17 protein-coding genes are annotated in these 18,197 nt (G+C 71.4%); 12 read left to right on the top strand and 5 right to left on the bottom strand.

Features of this window, described 5'->3' with window-relative positions; all coding sequences use genetic code 11:
- The first annotated feature begins 396 nt into the window (after nt 1–396).
- Complete coding sequence (locus tag IE134_RS25450; RefSeq protein ID WP_030710400.1) at nt 397–942, top strand: helix-turn-helix transcriptional regulator; 546 nt, start codon at nt 397–399, stop codon at nt 940–942.
- A 178-nt stretch (nt 943–1,120) separates the two neighbouring features.
- Here the strand turns inward: IE134_RS25450 and IE134_RS25445 are convergent, their stop codons facing one another.
- A complete protein-coding gene (locus IE134_RS25445; RefSeq protein ID WP_189431858.1) occupies nt 1,121–3,706 on the bottom strand; it encodes an ABC transporter permease in 2,586 nt (861 codons plus the stop codon).
- Entirely contained in the window at nt 3,703–4,491 is a 789-nt protein-coding gene (locus tag IE134_RS25440) for an ABC transporter ATP-binding protein (protein ID WP_030710402.1), read from the bottom strand. Before IE134_RS25440 ends, IE134_RS25445 begins: the two co-directional genes overlap by 4 nt.
- A gap of 337 nt (nt 4,492–4,828) precedes the next feature.
- On the opposite strand from IE134_RS25440, the gene IE134_RS25435 reads away from it, so the two are divergent.
- From IE134_RS25435 to IE134_RS25425, 3 genes are all read left to right on the top strand, one after another.
- Complete coding sequence (locus IE134_RS25435; protein WP_098895521.1) at nt 4,829–6,445, top strand: MFS transporter; 1,617 nt, start codon at nt 4,829–4,831, stop codon at nt 6,443–6,445.
- Nucleotides 6,446–6,511: 66 nt separating this feature from the next.
- Nucleotides 6,512–6,808 (top strand): ArsR/SmtB family transcription factor, encoded by a 297-nt coding sequence (locus tag IE134_RS25430; protein ID WP_030710404.1) that lies wholly within the window; start codon nt 6,512–6,514, stop codon nt 6,806–6,808.
- Entirely contained in the window at nt 6,805–7,194 is a 390-nt protein-coding gene (locus IE134_RS25425) for a VOC family protein (RefSeq protein ID WP_030710406.1), read from the top strand. The genes IE134_RS25430 and IE134_RS25425 overlap by 4 nt, the downstream gene beginning before the upstream one ends.
- A gap of 11 nt (nt 7,195–7,205) precedes the next feature.
- On the opposite strand, the gene IE134_RS25420 is transcribed toward IE134_RS25425, so the two are convergent.
- Entirely contained in the window at nt 7,206–7,721 is a 516-nt protein-coding gene (locus IE134_RS25420; protein ID WP_189431856.1) for an ATP-binding protein, read from the bottom strand.
- A 137-nt stretch (nt 7,722–7,858) separates the two neighbouring features.
- On the opposite strand from IE134_RS25420, the gene IE134_RS25415 reads away from it, so the two are divergent.
- The 7 genes from IE134_RS25415 (at nt 7,859) to IE134_RS25385 (ending at nt 14,132) form a co-directional block, all read left to right on the top strand.
- Complete coding sequence (locus IE134_RS25415) at nt 7,859–8,803, top strand: helix-turn-helix domain-containing protein (protein WP_189431854.1); 945 nt, start codon at nt 7,859–7,861, stop codon at nt 8,801–8,803.
- A complete protein-coding gene (locus IE134_RS25410; protein ID WP_075265905.1) occupies nt 8,760–8,885 on the top strand; it encodes a DUF397 domain-containing protein in 126 nt (41 codons plus the stop codon). Before IE134_RS25415 ends, IE134_RS25410 begins: the two co-directional genes overlap by 44 nt.
- Nucleotides 8,886–9,438: 553 nt before the next feature.
- Complete coding sequence (locus tag IE134_RS25405) at nt 9,439–11,331, top strand: ATP-binding protein (RefSeq protein ID WP_189431852.1); 1,893 nt, start codon at nt 9,439–9,441, stop codon at nt 11,329–11,331.
- Nucleotides 11,332–11,445: 114 nt separating this feature from the next.
- Entirely contained in the window at nt 11,446–11,892 is a 447-nt protein-coding gene (locus tag IE134_RS25400; RefSeq protein ID WP_010059774.1) for a roadblock/LC7 domain-containing protein, read from the top strand.
- Entirely contained in the window at nt 11,889–12,248 is a 360-nt protein-coding gene (locus IE134_RS25395) for a DUF742 domain-containing protein (RefSeq protein WP_030710416.1), read from the top strand. The genes IE134_RS25400 and IE134_RS25395 overlap by 4 nt, the downstream gene beginning before the upstream one ends.
- The gene (locus tag IE134_RS25390) at nt 12,229–12,843 is read left to right on the top strand and encodes a GTP-binding protein (protein WP_030710420.1); all 615 of its coding nucleotides are present in this window, start codon (nt 12,229–12,231) and stop codon (nt 12,841–12,843) included. Before IE134_RS25395 ends, IE134_RS25390 begins: the two co-directional genes overlap by 20 nt.
- The gene (locus IE134_RS25385; RefSeq protein WP_030710421.1) at nt 12,840–14,132 is read left to right on the top strand and encodes a cytochrome P450; all 1,293 of its coding nucleotides are present in this window, start codon (nt 12,840–12,842) and stop codon (nt 14,130–14,132) included. Before IE134_RS25390 ends, IE134_RS25385 begins: the two co-directional genes overlap by 4 nt.
- 98 nt (nt 14,133–14,230) lie before the next feature.
- On the opposite strand, the gene IE134_RS25380 is transcribed toward IE134_RS25385, so the two are convergent.
- Entirely contained in the window at nt 14,231–15,382 is a 1,152-nt protein-coding gene (locus tag IE134_RS25380; protein ID WP_229823737.1) for a cytochrome P450, read from the bottom strand.
- A 206-nt stretch (nt 15,383–15,588) separates the two neighbouring features.
- Between IE134_RS25380 and pdxR the strand changes: the two genes are divergently transcribed.
- Entirely contained in the window at nt 15,589–17,052 is a 1,464-nt protein-coding gene (pdxR, locus tag IE134_RS25375; RefSeq protein ID WP_189431848.1) for a MocR-like pyridoxine biosynthesis transcription factor PdxR, read from the top strand.
- Here the strand turns inward: pdxR and IE134_RS25370 are convergent.
- Nucleotides 17,040–18,023 carry an aldo/keto reductase gene (locus IE134_RS25370; protein ID WP_030710426.1) on the bottom strand — a complete coding sequence of 328 codons (984 nt, stop codon included), beginning with the start codon at nt 18,021–18,023 and terminating at the stop codon, nt 17,040–17,042. The two genes, pdxR and IE134_RS25370, sit on opposite strands and share 13 nt — an antisense overlap.
- Between the last annotated feature and the right edge of the window lie 174 nt (nt 18,024–18,197).

The following is an 18,197-nucleotide window of genomic DNA, read 5'->3' as shown; positions in this document are numbered from 1 at the left end:
ATCAGCGGTGGCTCGGTCGTTGCCGGCAGCCGGCTGCTGGCGGGGCAACGCGAAGGACCCGACACGTGGGACGCGCCGGGGTTTCCAGGTTACGACCCGGGGGTGACAGCCGCGCCCGCAACCGGCCGGGAGGCCCCGGCCGCCCGTCGTGGCGGGCCCGCCGCTCGTCGACGGTCGCGCACCGTTCATCTCCGTATCGCACACAGTTGTGCCGGGGATCCTCACAGGAGTGAGCGCAGCGTCTAGTCTTTGCCCGACCCTTGCACACCAGGGTGTTCCGAGAGCGTCACACAGGCAGTACCGAGCACGGGCGGAGCGAGCAGCGGCCCGGGGCGGGCGGCGCGGGGCGATCCCCCTCGGTGCACGGCCCCGCGGCATCAGGCATCGGGGGCGTACGTGGGCGAGAACGAGATGTCTGTCTTTGGGGTCCCGGAGGCCGAGGAAGAGATCTACCGGCACTTCCTGCGCAACCCCGGAACCCGCACCGACGACCTCCACCTCCTGCCGCACGCCCGGCCGGACGAGACCCGGGCCCGGATCGCCCGGCTCCAGAAGCTGGGGCTGCTGCACACCGAGGACGCGGAGCGGCGGATCTTCGCGGCGGACCCCGAGGTGGCGCTGGCCCGGCTGGTGGACGTACGGCTGGCCGCGCTCCATCAGGAGCTGCAGCGCGTCACCCGGTCGCGGCACGTCATTGATGGTCTACGCGCGGAGCTCGGCGGTGCGAGGAGCGGTGCGGGCGCGGCCGTCCCACGCCCTTCCGGCATCGAGCGACGGGTGCTCGTTTCGATGTGCACTGTGGGCAAGGACGAGGCGGGCGCGCGGAAGCTGGGAGTGTCGGTGCGGACCTACCGGCGACATGTTGCCGATCTCATCCAGACGCTCGGCGCGACCAGCCGGGCCCAGGCCGCTCTGCTGGCCCGCGAACGCGGCTGGATCTGAGGAGGCCGGAGGAGGCCAAAGGAGGCCGGGGAACCCGAGGCCCGGGAAGAGCCGCGATCGGGGCGCGGGAAAGCGGGGAACGGGCTCGGCCCCGGGACGTTTGGAGGAACGTCCCGGGGCCTGCCCGTCATCCTACGGTGACGCCCTCGGGCTCACCCCCCGCCCTGCGGGTGCGGGCTCACCCGTCCGTCGCGATGGCGTTCAGGACGTTCATCCGGCCCGCCCGGAAGGCCGGGACCAGGGCGGCGAACAGTCCGACGAGGGCCGAGCAGGCGAAGACCGTGAGGATCGTCGGCCACGGGATCTCCAGGACCTCAAGGCCCTCCAGCGCCAGCAGCTTCTGGGCCGCGGTGCCCCAGCCCATCCCGAGTCCGAGTCCGAGCAGCGCCCCGAAGAGGGCGATGACCACGGACTCCAGCCGGATCATGCGGCGCAGCTGGCGGCGGGAGAGCCCGATGGCGCGCATCAGGCCGATCTCGCGGGTCCGTTCGACGACGGACAGGGCGAGGGTGTTCACCACACCGAGGATTGCGACGATGATCGCCAGGGCGAGCAGGCCGTACACGATGTTCAGCAGCTGTCCGATCTGGTCCTTCAGCTGCTCCTTGAAGTCGGCCTGGTTCTGGACCTTGTAGACCGGGTACTCGGCGATGGCGCTCTTGAGGGCCGCGTACGCCTCCTTCTCCTTGCCCTCCTCGGCCTTGGCGAACATGACCACGTTCTGCGGCATCCGGTCGGCCGGGACGTAGGACGCCGCCGTCGTGAGGTTGGTGTACATCGCGCCGCGGTCGATGTTGGTGTCGTCCGAGGTGATGGCCGCGACCTTGAGCTTCGCGGTCTCGCCCGCCTTGAAGGCGACGGTGATCGTGTCGCCGACCTTGATCCCGTGCCGATCGGCGTACTCGTCGCCGACGGACATGGCGTCCTTGCCGTACGCCTTCGCGAGGTCACCGGAGATGACCGTCCGGCGGACGTCCTGCTGGTACGTCGGGTCGGCGGCGGTGATCCCCTCGTCCTCCGTCCTGCCGTTCGGCGCGGTGATCTTCGCCTTGACGAAGGTGTAGTCGGTCATGTGCTCCAGGCCGGGGACGGCGCGCACGGCGTCGGCGGCCTGGGGCACGATCGGGCGGCCGGTGCTGCCGTCCTGGACGATGAAGTCCGCGCCGACCGACTTGTCGAGCTCCTCGGTGGCCGAGGCGACCATGGAGGACCCGACGACGGACAGGCAGGCCACCAGGGCGAGCCCGATCATCAGGGCGGCGCCGGTCGCTCCCGTACGCCGGGGGTTGCGCAGGGCGTTGCGCTCGGCCAGCCGGCCGACCGGGCCGAAGAGCCGCAGGACGACGACGCTCAGTGCGCGCACCACGACGCCGGCCAGGAGCGGGCCGATCACGATGAAGCCGATGAGGGTCAGCAGCACGCCGAGGGCGAGGAACATGGAGCCCTCGGTGGCCTTGTCCGCCTGGGTCGTCGCCCACAGGGCCGCGCCGCCCGCCGCCGTCAGGAAGAGACCGATACCGGCCCTGACCCAGCCGGAGCGGCCGTCGGCGGGGGTCCCGGCGTCGCGCAGGGCGGCCATCGGGGAGACCTTGCCGGCCCGGCGGGCCGGGATGTACGCGGCGAGGACGGTGACGACGATCCCGAGCACGAGGCCGATCGTGGGCGTCGTCCAGGCGACGGTGAGGTCCTCGGTGGAGAGCGTCATACCGACGGCGCTCATCATCTTCATCAGCCCGACGGCGAGGCCGACGCCGGCCGCGACGCCGAGCAGGGAGCCGACGATGCCGAGGAGGACGGCCTCCAGGAGCACGGACCGGTTGACCTGCTTGCGGCTGGAGCCGATGGCCCGCATCAGGCCGATCTCGCGGGTCCGCTGGGCGACCAGCATCGAGAAGGTGTTGACGATGAGGAAGATGCCGACGAGGAAGGCGATTCCGGCGAAGCCGAGCATCGCGTACTTCATGACGTCCAGGAAGGCGCCCATGTCGTCCTTGTTGGCGTCGGCGGCCTCCTGCTGGGTCTGGAGCTTGTACGCGGCGGTGCCGTCGAGGGCGGCGGCCACGTTCTTCTTGAGCTGGGTGTCGCTGACGCCGCTCTCGGCCGTCACCAGGATCTGGGTGAAGACGTCGGGGGCGCCCAGCAGGTGCTTCTGTGCGGTGGCGGTGTCGAGGTAGACGACGGCCGCGCCCGGGTTGGTGACGGTGAAGGACGCGATGCCGCTGATCTTCGCCTTGAGGTCACCGGTGGCGGCGATGGTGCGCAGTTCGTCGCCGATGGTGAGCTTGTGCTTCTTCGCGGTGTCGGCGTCGACCATCACCTCGGTGGGGCCGCGGGGTGCGTGCCCGGAGGTGATCTCCATCGAACGCAGGTCGTTCTTGGTCCAGTTGCTCGCGATGGTGGGGGCGCCGGTGTCGGAGCCCATGTTCTTGTTGTCGCCGTTGACGACGGTGACCGCCATGGAGAAGGCGGAGCCTTCGGCCCGCTCCACCCCGTCGGCCTTCTCGACCTGCTGGACCACGGAGGCGGGCAGCGAGACGGGCTTGCCGTTGTCGGGCTGCTCGCCTTCGTCGTCCGAGCCCTTCGGGCTGACGGTGACATCGGGCGAGGAGATGGTGAAGAGCTTGTCGAACGTGGTGTTCATCGTGTCGGTGAAGACGAGCGTGCCGCAGACGAACGCCACGGACAGCAGCACCGCCACGGCGGAGAGGGCCATCCGGCCCTTGTGCGCGAGGAAGTTGCGCACCGAGGTCTTCCAGACGGTCATGACGTCCGCCCGCGTGCGTCGAAGTGCTTCATGCGGTCGAGGACCTGCTCGGCGGTCGGGTTCTGCATCTCGTCGACGATGGAGCCGTCGGCGAGATACAGCACCCGGTCCGCGTAGGAGGCGGCGACGGGGTCGTGGGTGACCATGACGATGGTCTGGCCCAGCTCGTCGACCGACCTGCGGAGGAAGGAGAGGACTTCGGCCCCGGCGCGGGAGTCCAGGTTTCCGGTGGGCTCGTCACCGAAGATGATCTCCGGCCGGGCGGCGAGCGCCCGGGCGACGGCGACGCGCTGCTGCTGACCGCCGGAAAGCTGGGTGGGGCGGTGCTTGAGACGCTCGGCGAGCCCGACCGTCTCCACGACCTGCTGGAGCCAGGCGGCGTCGGGCTTGCGGCCCGCGATGTCCATCGGCAGCGTGATGTTCTCGAGCGCGTTGAGCGTCGGGAGCAGGTTGAACGCCTGGAAGATGAACCCGATCCGGTCGCGCCGGAGCTGGGTGAGCTTCTTGTCCTTGAGCTTGGTGATCTCGGTCTCGTCGAGGAAGATCTCGCCCGACGTCACCGTGTCGAGCCCGGCCAGGCAGTGCATCAGGGTCGACTTGCCGGAGCCGGACGGGCCCATGATCGCCGTGAACTGCCCGCGGGCGATGTCCACATCGACATGGTCGAGCGCGACGACCCGGGTCTCGCCGGTGCCGTAGGCCTTCACTACCTGTCGCGCCCGTGCCGCGACGGCCGTACGCCCTCCAGTGCCCCCGTGCCTGGGAATGGTCACAGCCGTTGTCACGGTTTTTCTCCTATGTCGGTCGATGACTGGACGTCGCTGGGTACGTTCCGAGTCTGCGTTCCGGACCGTCCCCCGCGCGATGGTGCTCAGCGCAGTCTTCAGGTGGGGTTTTCCCCACCCACCCCCCTGCGGTGAGCCGTAGCGGCGACGTAAGAAGAGGTTAAGGAGAGGCCCCCCGCCGCCACGTCCTCCGCCGGGAGGAACGGGCCCTGGCCACTATGAGGGGGCGCCCCCTAGGGGAACTCGTCCCTCGGGCGGAGACGGGGTCAGGGGCTCCCCCTCGGCGTCCCTGGATGAGACAGTGCCACCGGAGATACGTGCATAGGGAAGGAACCCGGTGAGCGGCACAGACGGCAGGAGCGACGCGGACACGGGCGGCGGCAAGGCTGCGGCGGCGCCGCCGACCGCCGTCACCACCCCCCGGGGCCGCCGCCCCGTCGTCGCGGCGCTCATGCTCGGTATGGCGCTGGCCGCCATCGACGGCACCATCGTCTCCACCGCCGTCCCCCAGATCGTCGGCGACCTCGGCGGGCTCACCGTCTTCTCCTGGCTCTTCTCCGGCTATCTGCTGGCCGTCACCGTCACGCTCCCCCTGTACGGGAAGCTCTCCGACACCTTCGGCCGCAAGCCGGTCCTGGTCGCCGGGATCATCCTGTTCCTGGTCGGCTCGGTCCTCTGCGCGGCCGCGTGGAACATGGCCGCGCTCATCGCGTTCCGCATCGTCCAGGGGCTGGGCGGCGGCGCGCTCCAGGGCACGGTGCAGACCATCGCGGCCGACCTCTACCCGCTCAAGGAACGCCCGCGCATCCAGGCGAAGTTGTCCACCGTGTGGGCCACCTCGGCGGTCGCCGGTCCGGTGGTCGGCGGGCTGCTCGCCGGGTACGCCGACTGGCGGTGGATCTTCCTGATCAACCTCCCGGTCGGGGCCGTCGCCCTCTGGCTGGTCGTCCGCCATCTGCACGAGCCCTCCCGCCCGCGTCCGGCCACCCGGCCCAAGGTCGACTGGGCGGGCGCGCTCGCCGTCTTCGCGACCGGCAGTCTGCTGCTCACGGCGCTCGTGCAGGGCGGGGTGGCCTGGCCCTGGCTCTCGGCGCCCTCGCTCGGCCTGCTCGGGGCGAGCGCGGTGCTGGCCGCGCTGACCGTGGTCATCGAACGGCGGGCGGCGGAGCCGATCATCCCGGGCTGGGTGTGGCGGCGGCGCACCATCGCATCGGTCAACCTGGCGCTCGGCGCGATGGGGCTGCTGATGGTCGCGCCGACCGTCTTCCTGCCCACGTACGCCCAGTCGGTGCTGGGCCTCGGCCCGATCGCCGCCGGGTTCGTGCTCTCGGTGATGACGCTGAGCTGGCCGGTGTCGGCGGCGCTGTCCGACCGGGTCTACAACCGCATCGGCTTCCGGCGGACCGCGATGATCGGCATGAGCGCGGCGCTGCTGATCCTGCTGGCCTTCCCGCTCCTCCCCTACCCCGGTGAGCCCTGGCATCCGGCCCTCCTCATGCTGCTGCTCGGCGCGGCCCTCGGCCTGTTCCAACTCCCTTTGATCGTGGGCGTGCAGTCGACGGTCGGCTGGGCGGAGCGCGGCACGACGACGGCGTCGGTCCTCTTCTGCCGCCAGGTGGGCCAGAGCATCGGCGCGGCGCTCTTCGGGGCCGTCGCCAACGGCGTCCTGGCCGCCCGCCTCCTGGACGCCCCGGTGGACGGCCTCCCCGGCGACCTGGACGCGGTGACCCGCGCGCTGGAGGACCCGGGCGCGTTCTCCGCGGCGGCGACGGACCACGTGCGCCGGGCGGTCGACGCGGCGGTGGACTACGTCTACATCGGGGCGGCCGGAGCCGCGGCCCTGGCCCTGCTCGCCCTGATCACGCTGGCCCCGCGCCGCTTCCCGGTCATCACGGAGCCGACGGAGGCGGCCGGGACCGCCGGGGCGCCGGGCCGGCAGGACGCCGCTTCGTAGGCCTTGCCGTAGCGGCGGCGAGCACTCCACTTGATAGGCAAGTCGATACTTGCCTATCGTGGAGTCATGACGGACGATGTCTTCAAGGCCCTGGCCGACCCCACCCGCCGGCTCATCCTCGACGAGCTGACCGACCGGAACGGCCAGACGCTCTTCGAGATATGCGGACGGCTGGTGACCAAGCACGGCCTCGGGCTGTCCCGGCAGGCGGTCAGCCAGCATCTGGCCGTCCTGGAGGCGGCGGGCCTGGTCAGCACCCGCCGCGAGGGCCGCTACAAGTTCCACGACCTGCACACCGAACCCCTTGAGCACATCGTCACGCGATGGCTCGCTCAGCCCGATCAAGAAGGTAGGACCCCATGAGAATCAACCTGACCAGCGTCTTCGTCGACGACCAGGAGAAGGCCCTGCGCTTCTACACGGACGTCCTCGGCTTCACGAAGAAGCACGACGTCCCGCTCGGCGGCGAGGACCGCTGGCTGACCGTGGTCTCGCCGGAGGACCCCGACGGCACCGAACTCCTCCTGGAGCCGGACAAGCACCCCGCCGTGAAGCCGTACACGACGGCCCTGGTCGAGGACGGCATCCCGGCCACCGCCTTCGCCGTGGACGACGTACGGACGGAGTTCGACCGGCTCAGCAAGCTCGGCGTCCGCTTCACCCAGGAGCCGACCGAGATGGGCCCCGTCACCACCGCCGTCCTGGACGACACCTGCGGCAACCTGATCCAGATCATGCAGAGCGCGTAGGGCGGGCACCCTCACGCCCCGCCGGCAGGCGGGCCGGCCGCCACCTCCGCCCACACGATCTTCCCGATCGGGTTCCGGGGCTCCCACCCCCACTTCGTCGCCAGGCACTCCACGCCACGCCCCGACTCCTGGTCCTCCGGGGGCAGCGTCGCGTGCTCGGGCGTCCGGCCGAGCACGGCGTCCGAGACCTCGATACGGAAGCGGCTCGCCGGGCCTTCGTAATCCACCCGCACGTGGAAGTTCCGCCCCCGCAACCGCCCGTGGCACACCGCGTTGGCGGCCAGTTCCGCCACCACCAGGGCCACCGAGCACGACGCGTCCGTCATCGGCCCGAACCCCCAGTACCCCAGCTGCCGCACCACCGTGCGGCGGGCGAGCCGTGCTCCCCTGGGCGTCGAGGGGAACTGCCGCGACAGGCTCCCGTAGCCGTTGGCGGTCAGGCCGAAGCGGCGCGGGAGGGGTGGGGGCTCCTCCTGCCCGTCGGCACTGTTCGCCGCAGTCGTCCTCTTCCCGGTCATGCCGACCATCCGTTCACTCGACTCCTCTCACGTCACCCGCACGTGCGGGTTCCGTGACGTTCCGTACTCAAGAGTCGGCCGTGCGCCCTAGCCTCGGAAGGTGACAGCGCCTTACCCCGCAGGCCGTAAGAATCGGAAGCAGCCCCATGGCCAAAGCAATTGACCCGCAGTCCTCCATGGCGGCCCTCTTCGGGTCGCGCCTGCGCAAGCTCCGCGTCGCTGCCGGACTCACCCAGGCCGAAGTGGGCTCGCTCGCGCACGTGGTCAGCAGCCGGATCGCCCAACTGGAGCGGGCGACCGGCGCGAAGCCCACGCTGGAGCTGACCCGGGTCCTGGACAAGGAGCTGGTGGCGGACGACTTACTGATCGACCTCTGGCCGTACGTCTACCGCGAGGCGTTCCCGGACTGGTCGCGGGCGTTCATCGCGTACTCCGCCCGCGCGGCGGTGATCCGCGAGTACGCCTCGCACGCCGTGCCCGGTCTGTTGCAGACACCGGAGTACGCGCGGGCGTTGCTGAGCGTGGGCCACACGCTGCGGGACGCCGAGCATCTGGAGGAACGTCTCGCGGCCCGGCTCGACCGGCAGGTGCGGCTGACCGGCCCGGACCGGCCGGAGCTGTGGATCATCCTCGACGAGGCCGTGCTGCGTCGGCCGGTCGGCGGATCCGCCGTGATGCGCGGCCAGTTGGAGAGACTGCTGAGGATGGCCGAGGAGCCCAACGTCACGATCCAGGTGCTGCCGTTCAACCAGGGCGCGCACGGTTCGTTGGGCGGTTCCCTCACGGTGCTGGTGATGCCGGACGGCACCGACGTCGCCTACACGGAGGGCGCGCATTACGGCCAGTTGACCGAGGAACCGGACGAGGTCGAACGGTTCGTTCTCACTTACGATCAGCTCAGGGCGATGGCGCTGCCGCCGCTGATGTCACTCGCCTTGATCCGATCCGTACTGGAGGCCGATTACCGTGCAGCGAGTGCCCCGTCCCGATCCGACCGCCGCCGACTGGCGCAGCAGCAGCTACAGCAACCAGGAGGGCGGCAACTGCGTGCAGGTGGCGGACGGATTCCCCGGCGTCGTCCCGGTGCGTGACAGCAAGAACCCCACCGGCCCCGCACTCGTCGTCCCCGCCGCCGCCTGGAGTGCGTTCATCGCCGGGGTCGTCACCGACTGACGCGTTGCGCGCGGCGTCATCCCGCGCGCAACGGCGTCCCACCGTTTACTGGTGTCACTGAGCATTTACCGGTGCCATACCGGATTTACCGGCCCCGCAGCCTCGCCCGATATGATCCGGCGAGGCTTTCCAGATTGGCCGAAAAGAATTCCCCGGCACCCGGGGAGTCAGCACTTCGCGGCCCGCCCCGAAGCCGGTCGGCAGGCATGGCGCATATGCCCCGACCATTCCCCCGGGGCTCATTCCGGCCCGACGCCGGTCAACGCGGCGCACCGCCTCGCAATTACCACAACAGCCGCAGCCCGCTGGCCACTTCCCGACAAAATCACTCTGCCTACGGACTATGCCGCTCACCGGATCAACCTCCGCACAAGCATGTCTACGATGAGGTCAACCCCTGACAGGAAAGGCTGCTTCCGCTTTTCTCCGATTCGCCAGGTGAACTGCACCTTCTCGGAGCGGCCGCACACCTTCTGCTCGGTAGAACTGTCGGTAGAACTGAGGGACCGCATCCATGCCAGAACCCGTACCAGCCAGTCAGCGGCGGAGGCCGATGAAAGCGCCCGGGGCGGCGACGGCGCCGCTTGTGGCCGTGCTGTCCGTACTCGCCGTCGCCGGAGCCGTGGCCGTCCTCCTGGCCCCGTCCGGGGCGCGCGGCTGGGCGGTGGCGGTGGTGGTCACCGCCTGGGTTGTCCTGGCCGTCACGCTCGCCGCCGCGCACGCCATCGCCCGGCGTACCGAGCGCGCCGCCTCGGCCCGCAACGCCGAGGCCGAACGGCTCAAGACCTCACTGACCGCGCTCGAAGCGGACACCGCCCACACCGCCGACGTGGCCCTGCCCGCGCTGCTCCAGCTGGTACGCGGCGGAGTACCGGCCGACGAGGCCCTCGGCCGCGTACCGCTCCCGCGCGGGCCGCGTCAGCGCAAGCTGCTGCACGCCCTCGCGGCCACGGTCGAGGGGCAGGAGCGGCAGACCGCCGCCCTGCGCACCGAGAGCACGCGGATCCACGACGAACTGGGCAGGGAGAACGCCCGGCTCCGCGACGAGTTGCACGCCCTGACCTCCGAGGTCGAACGCTTCACCCGCGAGACCTTGCCGAGTGTGGCCGCCCGGCTCCGTGAGGGCGAGTCCGGCGCCGCGGTGCAGGCCGAGGTGTACCTCCCGGACCAGCCGCTGCTGCGCGCGTCCGTCGAGGCGGTGCTCCGGGAGCTCGCGCTCAGCGAACGCCGCGCCCTCGCCGCGCAGACCGCGTCCGCCAAGGCGCTCAGCCGCGTCCAGGCCAAGTCCGTCAGCATGCTCGCCGACCTGCGCACCATGCAGGAACGTCACGGCGAAGAGGTGTTCGGCGATCTGCTGAAGCTGGACCACAGCACCTCGCAGCTCGGCCTGATGACGGACCGCCTCGCCCTGCTGATGGGCGGCCGGCCCAGCCGCGCCTGGAACAGGCCGATCGTGATGGAAAGCATCCTTCGCGGCGCGGTCGGCCGGATCGCCGCCTACCAGCGGGTCCGGCTGCACTGCTCGTCGAACGTCGCCATCTCCGGCTTCGCCGCCGAAGGCGTCATGCACCTCCTCGCCGAACTGATGGACAACGCCGCCAACTTCTCGCCGCCCATCGACGAGGTGCACGTCTACGTCGAGGAGCGCGGCACCGGCATCGTCGTCACCATCGAGGACAGCGGCCTGAAGATGGCCGACGCGGCGATGCGGCGGGCCGCGGACTCCGTCGCCGGGCGGCTGACCGACCTCGCGGCCCTCCAGGGCACGCGCCTCGGCCTCGCCGTGGTGGGACGGCTCGCGCTCAAGCACCGGATCAGCGTCAACTACCGGCCGTCCTCGCGCGGTGGCACCGGCGTCGTCGTCCTGCTGCCGAGGCATCTGATCGCCCAGGAGTCCCGCGAGAGCCATACGGTCGTGCCGAGCCTCCGGGAAGCCGCCGCAGCCGCGACGCCGACGCCCGCGCCCACGGCCGTACCCGCTCCCGCCCCCACGGGCACGCTCACGCCGGAACCCGTGTCGCCGGAACCCCTGTCGCCGGTGCCCGCGCCCGTACCCGCGACGCCCTCCCTGCCGGAAGCCGTCGCCCCCGCCGCGCCGATGCCGGCCCCCGCTCCCGCCGCCCCCGACCCCCTGGTCGTCCGCCCGCGTGAGCCGCAGCAGCCCGCGGCCCGCCCGGCGGCGGCCTCCACCCCCGGCGGCCTGCCCGTCCGCACGCCCGGCCGCACCATGGGCGAGGCGGAGCGCGAGCGCGGCCGGCACCGTGGCGCGCCCGCTCCCACCTCCGCGGCGAACCCGCGGGGCGACACACCCCGGGCCACCCCGCCCCGCACCGCCGGCCAGCAGTTCGGCGCCTTCCAGCGCGGCCGGCGGCCCCAGGACAACGCGGCGGCAGCGGAGCAGCCGGACGCCGGGACCGTACCGCCGCCACAGTCCTCCGCGCCGTAGCCAGGAACGCCATCCACAGGGTGTCCGGGGCCACCGGACGCGCTCGCTCGAACATCCGAGATTGGAGGTACGGGCCGTCGGCCGGATCCCGGCGCCACGGTCCCGTCACTCATCATGCAGACAACGGACAACAGCCTCACCTGGCTCCTGCAGAGGCTGCTGGAGCAGACCCCCGGCACGCGGCACGCCCTGGCCCTGTCCCGCGACGGGCTCAAGCTCTGCTGGAGCGAGCACCTCACCCTCGACCAGGCCGACCAGCTGGCGGCCATCTGCTCGGGCATGCAGGCGCTGGCGCAGGGCGCCTCCATCGAGTTCGGCGACGGTTCCGGCGGCGTCCGGCACTCGATGACCGAGTTCCACGGCGGCCTGCTGTTCATCGTCGAGGCAGGTGAGGGCGCGCATCTGGCCGTCGTCGCCACGGAGGAGGCCGACCCCAGCATCGTGGGCAACCAGATGACGCAGATGGTCGACCAGATCGGCGAGCACCTGCGCGCCGCACCGCGCGGCACCGTACCGGGGAGCGCTTCTCCGGGACGTACGTCGCCGGGGAGTCCCTCGTGACGCCCCGGCGCCCCGTCGACACCGGAGCCCCCGACCGGCTCTACACGGTCACCGGCGGACGCAGCCGCGCCGCGGACTCGTTCGACCTGGTGACCCTGGTGGTCAGCGAGTCCCGGCCGACCCCCGGCATGCAGTCCGAGCACGCGCGGATCCTCGACCTGTGCAGCCACCCGACCGCCGTCGTCGAGATCGCCGCCGAGCTCTCCCTCCCGGTCACCGTGGTCCGCATCCTGCTCGACGACCTCCACGTCATGGGCCGCATCACCGCCCGCCACCCCCGCGTGGCCGCCTCGCACTCCGAACTCCCCGACTCCGAACTGCTGAAGGAGGTGCTCCATGGTCTCCGGAAGCTGTGAGCTGCCCGCCCAGCGCACCCCGCTGGCCGACGCCGCCGAGACCGGCCTGAAGATAGTCGTGGTCGGAGGGTTCGGCGTCGGCAAGACCACGCTCGTCCGCTCGGTGAGCGAGATCCGGCCGCTGAACACCGAAGAGATCATGACCCAGGCCGGTGTCGGCGTCGACGAGACGAGCGGCGTCGACGCCAAGACGACCACCACGGTCGCCTTCGACTTCGGCCGCATCAGCCTCAACGAGCGCATCGTGCTGTACCTGTTCGGCGCCCCGGGGCAGGAGCGCTTCTGGTTCCTGTGGGACCGGCTGTTCTCCGGCACGCTCGGCGCGGTCGTCCTCGTGGACACCCGCCGGATGGACGACTCCTGGTACGCGATCGACCGGCTGGAACACCACGGCACCCCGTTCGTGGTGGCGGTCAACCGGTTCGACGACGACGTCGCCCACCCCCTCGAAGAGATCCGTCAGGCCCTGGCCCTGCCCGAGCACATCCCGATGATCGACTGCGATGCCCGGGTCCGGACCTCCAGCAAGAACGTCCTGATCACGCTCGTCGACCATCTGCGCACGATGGCCATCGCCCGGGAGACGACACCATGAGCACCTCCAGCCCGTCCTTCGATCCTTCCTTCGGCTCCCCCCGCGCTACGGGCGCCACCGCCCCCTCCGGCTGCCCGGTCGCCCCCGGTGCCGTACGCCTGTCCGGCGCCTCCTACCAACAGACGCCCACGGAGCTCTACCGCTCGCTGCGGCGGGAGCACGGCGCGGTGGCGCCGGTCCTGCTCGACGGTGACGTACCGGCCTGGCTGGTCCTCGGGTACGCCGAACTCTCCTACGTCACTACGCACGACGAGCTGTTCGCACGGGACTCGCGCCGCTGGAACCAGTGGGACAGCATTCCGCCGGACTGGCCCCTGCTGCCGTTCGTCGGCTACCAGCCGTCGGTGCTCTTCACGGAGGGCGACGAGCACCGCCGCAGGGCCGGGGTCATCACCGAAGCGCTGGAGGGCGTCGACCAGTTCGAGCTGGCCCGCGACTGCCGGCGCATCGCCGAGCGGCTCATCGCGGACTTCGCCGGAAGCGGCCGGACGGAGCTGATGAGCAGTTACGTCCACGCCCTGCCGATGCGGGCCGTGGTCCAGATGTGCGGGATGCCGGTGTCGGGCTCGGACACCCAGCAACTGGTGGACGACCTGCGGATCTCGCTCGACGCCGGTGAGGGCGACGACCCGGTGGCGGCCTACGGGCGGGTCGGCGACCGGCTGCGCCAACTGGTCAAGGACAAGCGGGCCGTACCCGGCCCCGACGTCACCTCCCGCATGGTGACGCACGGCGCGGGGCTCACCGACGAGGAGATCGTCCAGGACCTGATCTCGGTGATCGCCGCCGCCCAGCAGCCCACCGCCAACTGGATCTGCAACACGCTGCGGCTGCTGCTGACCGACGAACGCTTCGCGGTGAACGTCTCCGGCGGCAGGCTCAGCGTCGGCGAGGCGCTCAACGAGGTGCTGTGGCTGGACACCCCGACGCAGAACTTCATCGGCCGCTGGGCCGTACGGGACACCCAGCTCGGCGGCCGGCACATCCGGGCGGGCGACTGCCTGGTCCTGGGCATCGCCGCCGCCAACACCGACCCGGAGATCTGGCCGGAGGCGTACGTCGGGGCCGAGAACTCCGCGCACCTGTCGTTCAGCGGCGGCGAGCACCGCTGCCCCTACCCCGCACCGCTGCTGGCCGACGTGATGGCCCGGACGGCGGTGGAGACGCTGCTGGAACAGCTGCCGGACCTGATGCTGGCCGTCGAACCGGCGGAGCTGACGTGGCGGCCCTCGATCTGGATGCGCGGACTGTCGGCGCTGCCGGTGCAGTTCAGTCCGATGGCGCAGTAGCGAGAGCCGGGGCCGGGGAACCCTTCCGGGTGGCCGGGGCGAGCGGCCGGGCCGGGAAGCGTTCCCCGGCCCGGCCGCCCGTGGACGACGGCGTGCCGTCAGCCCGCTACCGGTGTGAAAAGCACCGGCAGGCTCTTCGGCCCCCGGGTGAACACCCCGTTCTCGACCGGGTCGAAGCCGTCGGCCAGCCGCAGATCGGGCATGGCGTCCAGCAACTGGCCCACCCCGGTCTCGACTTCGGACCTGGCCAGCAGGGCACCCACGCAGAAGTGCCGGCCGAGCGCGAAGGCGAGATGGTCGGCCGCCGCCGAGAACGCGTTCGTGGCGGTCAGGTCCTCGCGGAAGATGTCGAAGACATCGGGGTCGCGGTAGCGGTCCTCGTCCCGGTTGGCGGAGCCGATCAGGCAGGTCACCGTGGAGCCCGCCGGTACGGTGCCGCCGCTCAGCTCCACGTCCGTCGCCGACTGGCGCATGATCATGTGCACCGGCGGGGTGTAGCGCAGCGTCTCGGCGAAGGCGCGGGCTATCAGGCTCCGGTCGGCGCGGACCGCCGCCAACTGCTCCGGGTGCGTGAGCAGGTTGGCGAAGATACCGGCGATGGCCTTGTCTGTGGTCTCCCCGCCCGCCGCCAGCAGCAGACTGCAGAACGCCTTGACGTCCTCGTCGCTCATGCGGACCCCGTCGACCTCCGCGGTGCAGAGCGTCGACAGCAGATCGCCGCCCGGCGCCTCCCGCCGTTTGCGGATGATCGGCAGCATGTACTCGGCGAACTCGACGCGCGTACGTTCACCGGCCCGCGCCACGTCCTGGTCGCCGGAGAGATTACCGAGAAAGGCGATGACGGCCGTATACCAACCGTGAAAACGCTCATAGTCGGACTTGTCCAGACCGAGCATGTCCGCAATGACGTTCACGGGAAATCGGGTGGCGTAGTCGGCCACCAGATCGACGGAACCGGAGTCGCGGAACCGGTCGATCAATTCGCGCGAATTGCGCTCGATGACCGGTAAGAACTTGTCCCGCAGGTCGGCACCCCGGAAGGCGGGCGCGACGAGGGCCCGGCGTACGGCGTGCTCGCGCCCGCTGAGCTGGAGAATCGTCCGCCCGTGCACGGGCTCGATCTGCCAGTCGTAGTTCTCGGTGGTGAACTCACCGGCTTTGTCCTTGAAGACGCGCTCCACGTCCTCGTAGCGCGAGACGATGTAACTCTTCGTGGCCTCGTGCCACAGGAGTGGCGCGTCCTGTCGCATGCGGCGATACGCCGCATACGGGTCTCTCTCGAACTCTGGCGACAGAATGTCCGGTGCTCGGACGGTCATGACCACTCCCTTGCAAGCAGAACGGGGAACTGCGAGGTGCATGACTTATTCAGCTCGTACCGGCGGATATATGCAAGAGCCACGGGTCGCGAAATCCCCGGGCCGGTACGGCATCCCGGCCGCTACGATCTCCGGCTGTGACGCATGACCGTGAGCGGACCGGGCCCGCGTGGGGGACCTTCCTGGAGCTGGCGGATCCCGCCGACGGCCCTCTGCACACACGGCTGGCCCGCGCGCTGCGGGCCGCCGTCGCCGACGGGCGGCTCGCCGTGGGCAGCACCCTGCCCCCGAGCCGCGTCCTCGCGGCGGATCTGCGGTGCTCCCGCTGGGTGGTGACCGAGGCGTACGCCCAGCTCGTCGCCGAGGGCTACTTCGAGGCCCGCAGCGGCTCGGCCACCCGGGTGCGGGCGCACGCCGGTGTCACCGCGCCCCGGGACGCCGGCGCGGGCGCATCGCGGTGGACGCCCCGGTTCGACCTGCTGCCGGGCGTCCCCGACCTGCGCGCGTTCCCGCGTAAGCGCTGGGCCGACATGGTCCGGGCCGCCACCACCGAACTGACCTGGGACGAGCTGGGCTACCCCGATGCGGCGGGACTGCCGAGGCTGCGCCGACAGCTCGCCTCCTACCTCGCGCGCGGGCGCGGAGCCCGCGTGGAGCCGGATCAACTCGTCATCTGCGCGGGCACGTTGGACGGTGTCCTGCGGCTGTGCCGGGCGCTGCGGGCCGCCGGGCACACCCGGGTCGCGGTCGAGGACCCCGGCTGGACCCAGCTGCGCCTGACCGTGGCCGCGGCGGGCCTGACACCGGTGCCGGTCGCGGTGGACGAACAAGGGCTGCGGGTCGACCTGTTGCGCCGGGCGACGGGCGTGCGGGCGGTGATCGTTGCCCCGGCGCACCAGTTCCCCACCGGCGTCGTCCTCGCGCCCACCCGCCGCGCGGAACTGGCCGACTGGGCCCGGGAGGTGGACGGCCTGATCATGGAGGACGACTACGACGCCGAGTTCCGCTACGACCGCCACCCGGTGGGGGCCCTCCAGGGCATGGCGCCGGACCATGTCGCCCTGCTCGGTTCGCTCAGCAAGACGCTCTCCCCCGCCGTACGGCTGGGCTGGGTCGCCGCTCCCGGCCGCTGGACCGCGGCCCTCGTCGCCCGGGACAGCGGAGGCGCCCCGCCCCCCGTCATCGACCAGGACGCCTTCTCCCGCTTCCTCACGTCCGGCTCCTACGACCGCCACCTGCGCGCCTCCCGGCTGCGCTACAAACGCCGCCGCGACCACCTCCTGCGCGAACTCGCCTCGCACCTGCCCGAAGCGGCCGTCGGCGGGGCGGCCGCCGGATTCCATCTGCTGCTCCCCCTGCGCGACTGCCCGGCGGGCGACGTGGTGAAGGAAGCGGCCGGCCACGACGTACGCCTGGCGAGCCTGGACGACTACCGGATGGCGCCGGAGGACCCCGGGGCGGACCCCTCGGTCTCGACCCTCGTCGTCGGTTACGGGAACCTCACCGACCGGGCGGTGCCGGAAGCCGTCCGGCGCCTGGCCCAGGCCGTGGAACGCGTACGGGACGGCCGGTCGGCCACGTACGGCGGTCAGTCGGCCTGACCGGAGTCCGCCGAGTCCAGGCGGGCCTTGAGCTCCTCCGGCAGCCGCAGCTCAGCCGCCCCCAGCACCTCGTCCAGCTGCTCGACCGAGCTGACGCCCACGATCGGGATGACCGGCGGGTCACCGGCCATCAGCCAGGCCAGCACCACCTGGTTCGGCGTCGCCCCCAGTTCACCGGCCACCTCGCCGAGCACCGCGAGCCGCCGCGCGCTGCCCGGGTGGTCGTACGCCTCCGGCAGCGGCTTGTCCGCCCGGGTGTACGCGCCCGAGATCAGCGCCGAGTAGGCCATCAGCGTCAGGTCGGACTCGGCCCGCAGATAGTCGAGCAGCTCCGGCGTGACGTGCACGTGCGCGCTCTCCGGCAGGCTCAGGTCGAAGCGCGGCTGGAGGTAGGAGTAGCGCTGCTGGACGCAGGTGTAGGGCGTCATCCCGCCCGCACGGGCCACGGCGCGCGCCCGCTCCGTTCGCCAGGTGGCGTGGTTCGAGCAGCCGAGGACGGTCGCCTTGCCGTCCTTGACCAGGGAGTCGAGGGCCTCGACCGTCTCCTCCAACGGGACGGTCCGGTCTTCAAGATGGGCCCAGTACACATCGAGGCGGTCCGTGCCCAGGCGGCGCAGGCTGTCCTCGGCGGCCTTGGTGACGACCGCCCCCGACAGCCCCTCGGCCGTCTCCAGGCCGGTGCCGGGCACGGTGGGCCGCGCCCCCGCCTTGGTGGAGATCAGCACCTCGTCGCGCACGCCCCGGGCGGCGAGCCAGCGGCCGATGGTCGCCTCGCTCTCGTCCCCGGTGCCGCCCGGAACCCAGAACGCGTAGGCGTTGGCGGTGTCGAGGAGGTTGCCGCCCGCCTCGACGAACCGGTCCAGGATGGCGAAGGACGTCTTCTCGTCCACCGTGGTGCCGAACGGCAGCGTGCCCAGGGCCAGAGCGCTGGCCAGGGGACCGGCGGGCCCTCCGATACGACGTCGCAGCATGCGGAACTCCTCAACAAGTGGGCTGTCGTGCCCTCCTGGACGTTTCTCCGGGAGGAACGATCACCACCGTAGGCCGCGAACGGATCGGTATCCCGGGCCAATGGGACGACGAAAGACCGGACCGCTTCGCCGCGCCCACGCGCTCGGTCACACGGGGCGGCGCTCGGGGCGCTC

This window comes from Streptomyces rubiginosohelvolus (assembly GCF_014649875.1).
Lineage (GTDB): Bacteria > Actinomycetota > Actinomycetes > Streptomycetales > Streptomycetaceae > Streptomyces > Streptomyces rubiginosohelvolus.
Note: the sequence above shows the minus strand (reverse complement) of the source record. Positions and strands in the feature narration are given on the sequence as shown.

What these genes read in the sequence shown, in the direction of transcription:
- IE134_RS25390 (WP_030710420.1), top strand. Translation starts at nt 12,229, where the DNA reads ATGGTCTCCGGAAGCTGTGAGCTGCCCGCCCAGCGCACCCCGCTGGCC.
- IE134_RS25405 (WP_189431852.1), top strand. Translation starts at nt 9,439, where the DNA reads ATGAAAGCGCCCGGGGCGGCGACGGCGCCGCTTGTGGCCGTGCTGTCC.
- IE134_RS25400 (WP_010059774.1), top strand. Translation starts at nt 11,446, where the DNA reads ATGCAGACAACGGACAACAGCCTCACCTGGCTCCTGCAGAGGCTGCTG.
- IE134_RS25385 (WP_030710421.1), top strand. Translation starts at nt 12,840, where the DNA reads ATGAGCACCTCCAGCCCGTCCTTCGATCCTTCCTTCGGCTCCCCCCGC.
- IE134_RS25425 (WP_030710406.1), top strand. Translation starts at nt 6,805, where the DNA reads ATGAGAATCAACCTGACCAGCGTCTTCGTCGACGACCAGGAGAAGGCC.
- IE134_RS25420 (WP_189431856.1), bottom strand. Translation starts at nt 7,721, where the DNA reads ATGGTCGGCATGACCGGGAAGAGGACGACTGCGGCGAACAGTGCCGAC.
- IE134_RS25415 (WP_189431854.1), top strand. Translation starts at nt 7,859, where the DNA reads ATGGCCAAAGCAATTGACCCGCAGTCCTCCATGGCGGCCCTCTTCGGG.
- IE134_RS25370 (WP_030710426.1), bottom strand. Translation starts at nt 18,023, where the DNA reads ATGCTGCGACGTCGTATCGGAGGGCCCGCCGGTCCCCTGGCCAGCGCT.
- IE134_RS25445 (WP_189431858.1), bottom strand. Translation starts at nt 3,706, where the DNA reads ATGACCGTCTGGAAGACCTCGGTGCGCAACTTCCTCGCGCACAAGGGC.
- IE134_RS25430 (WP_030710404.1), top strand. Translation starts at nt 6,512, where the DNA reads ATGACGGACGATGTCTTCAAGGCCCTGGCCGACCCCACCCGCCGGCTC.
- IE134_RS25380 (WP_229823737.1), bottom strand. Translation starts at nt 15,382, where the DNA reads ATGCGACAGGACGCGCCACTCCTGTGGCACGAGGCCACGAAGAGTTAC.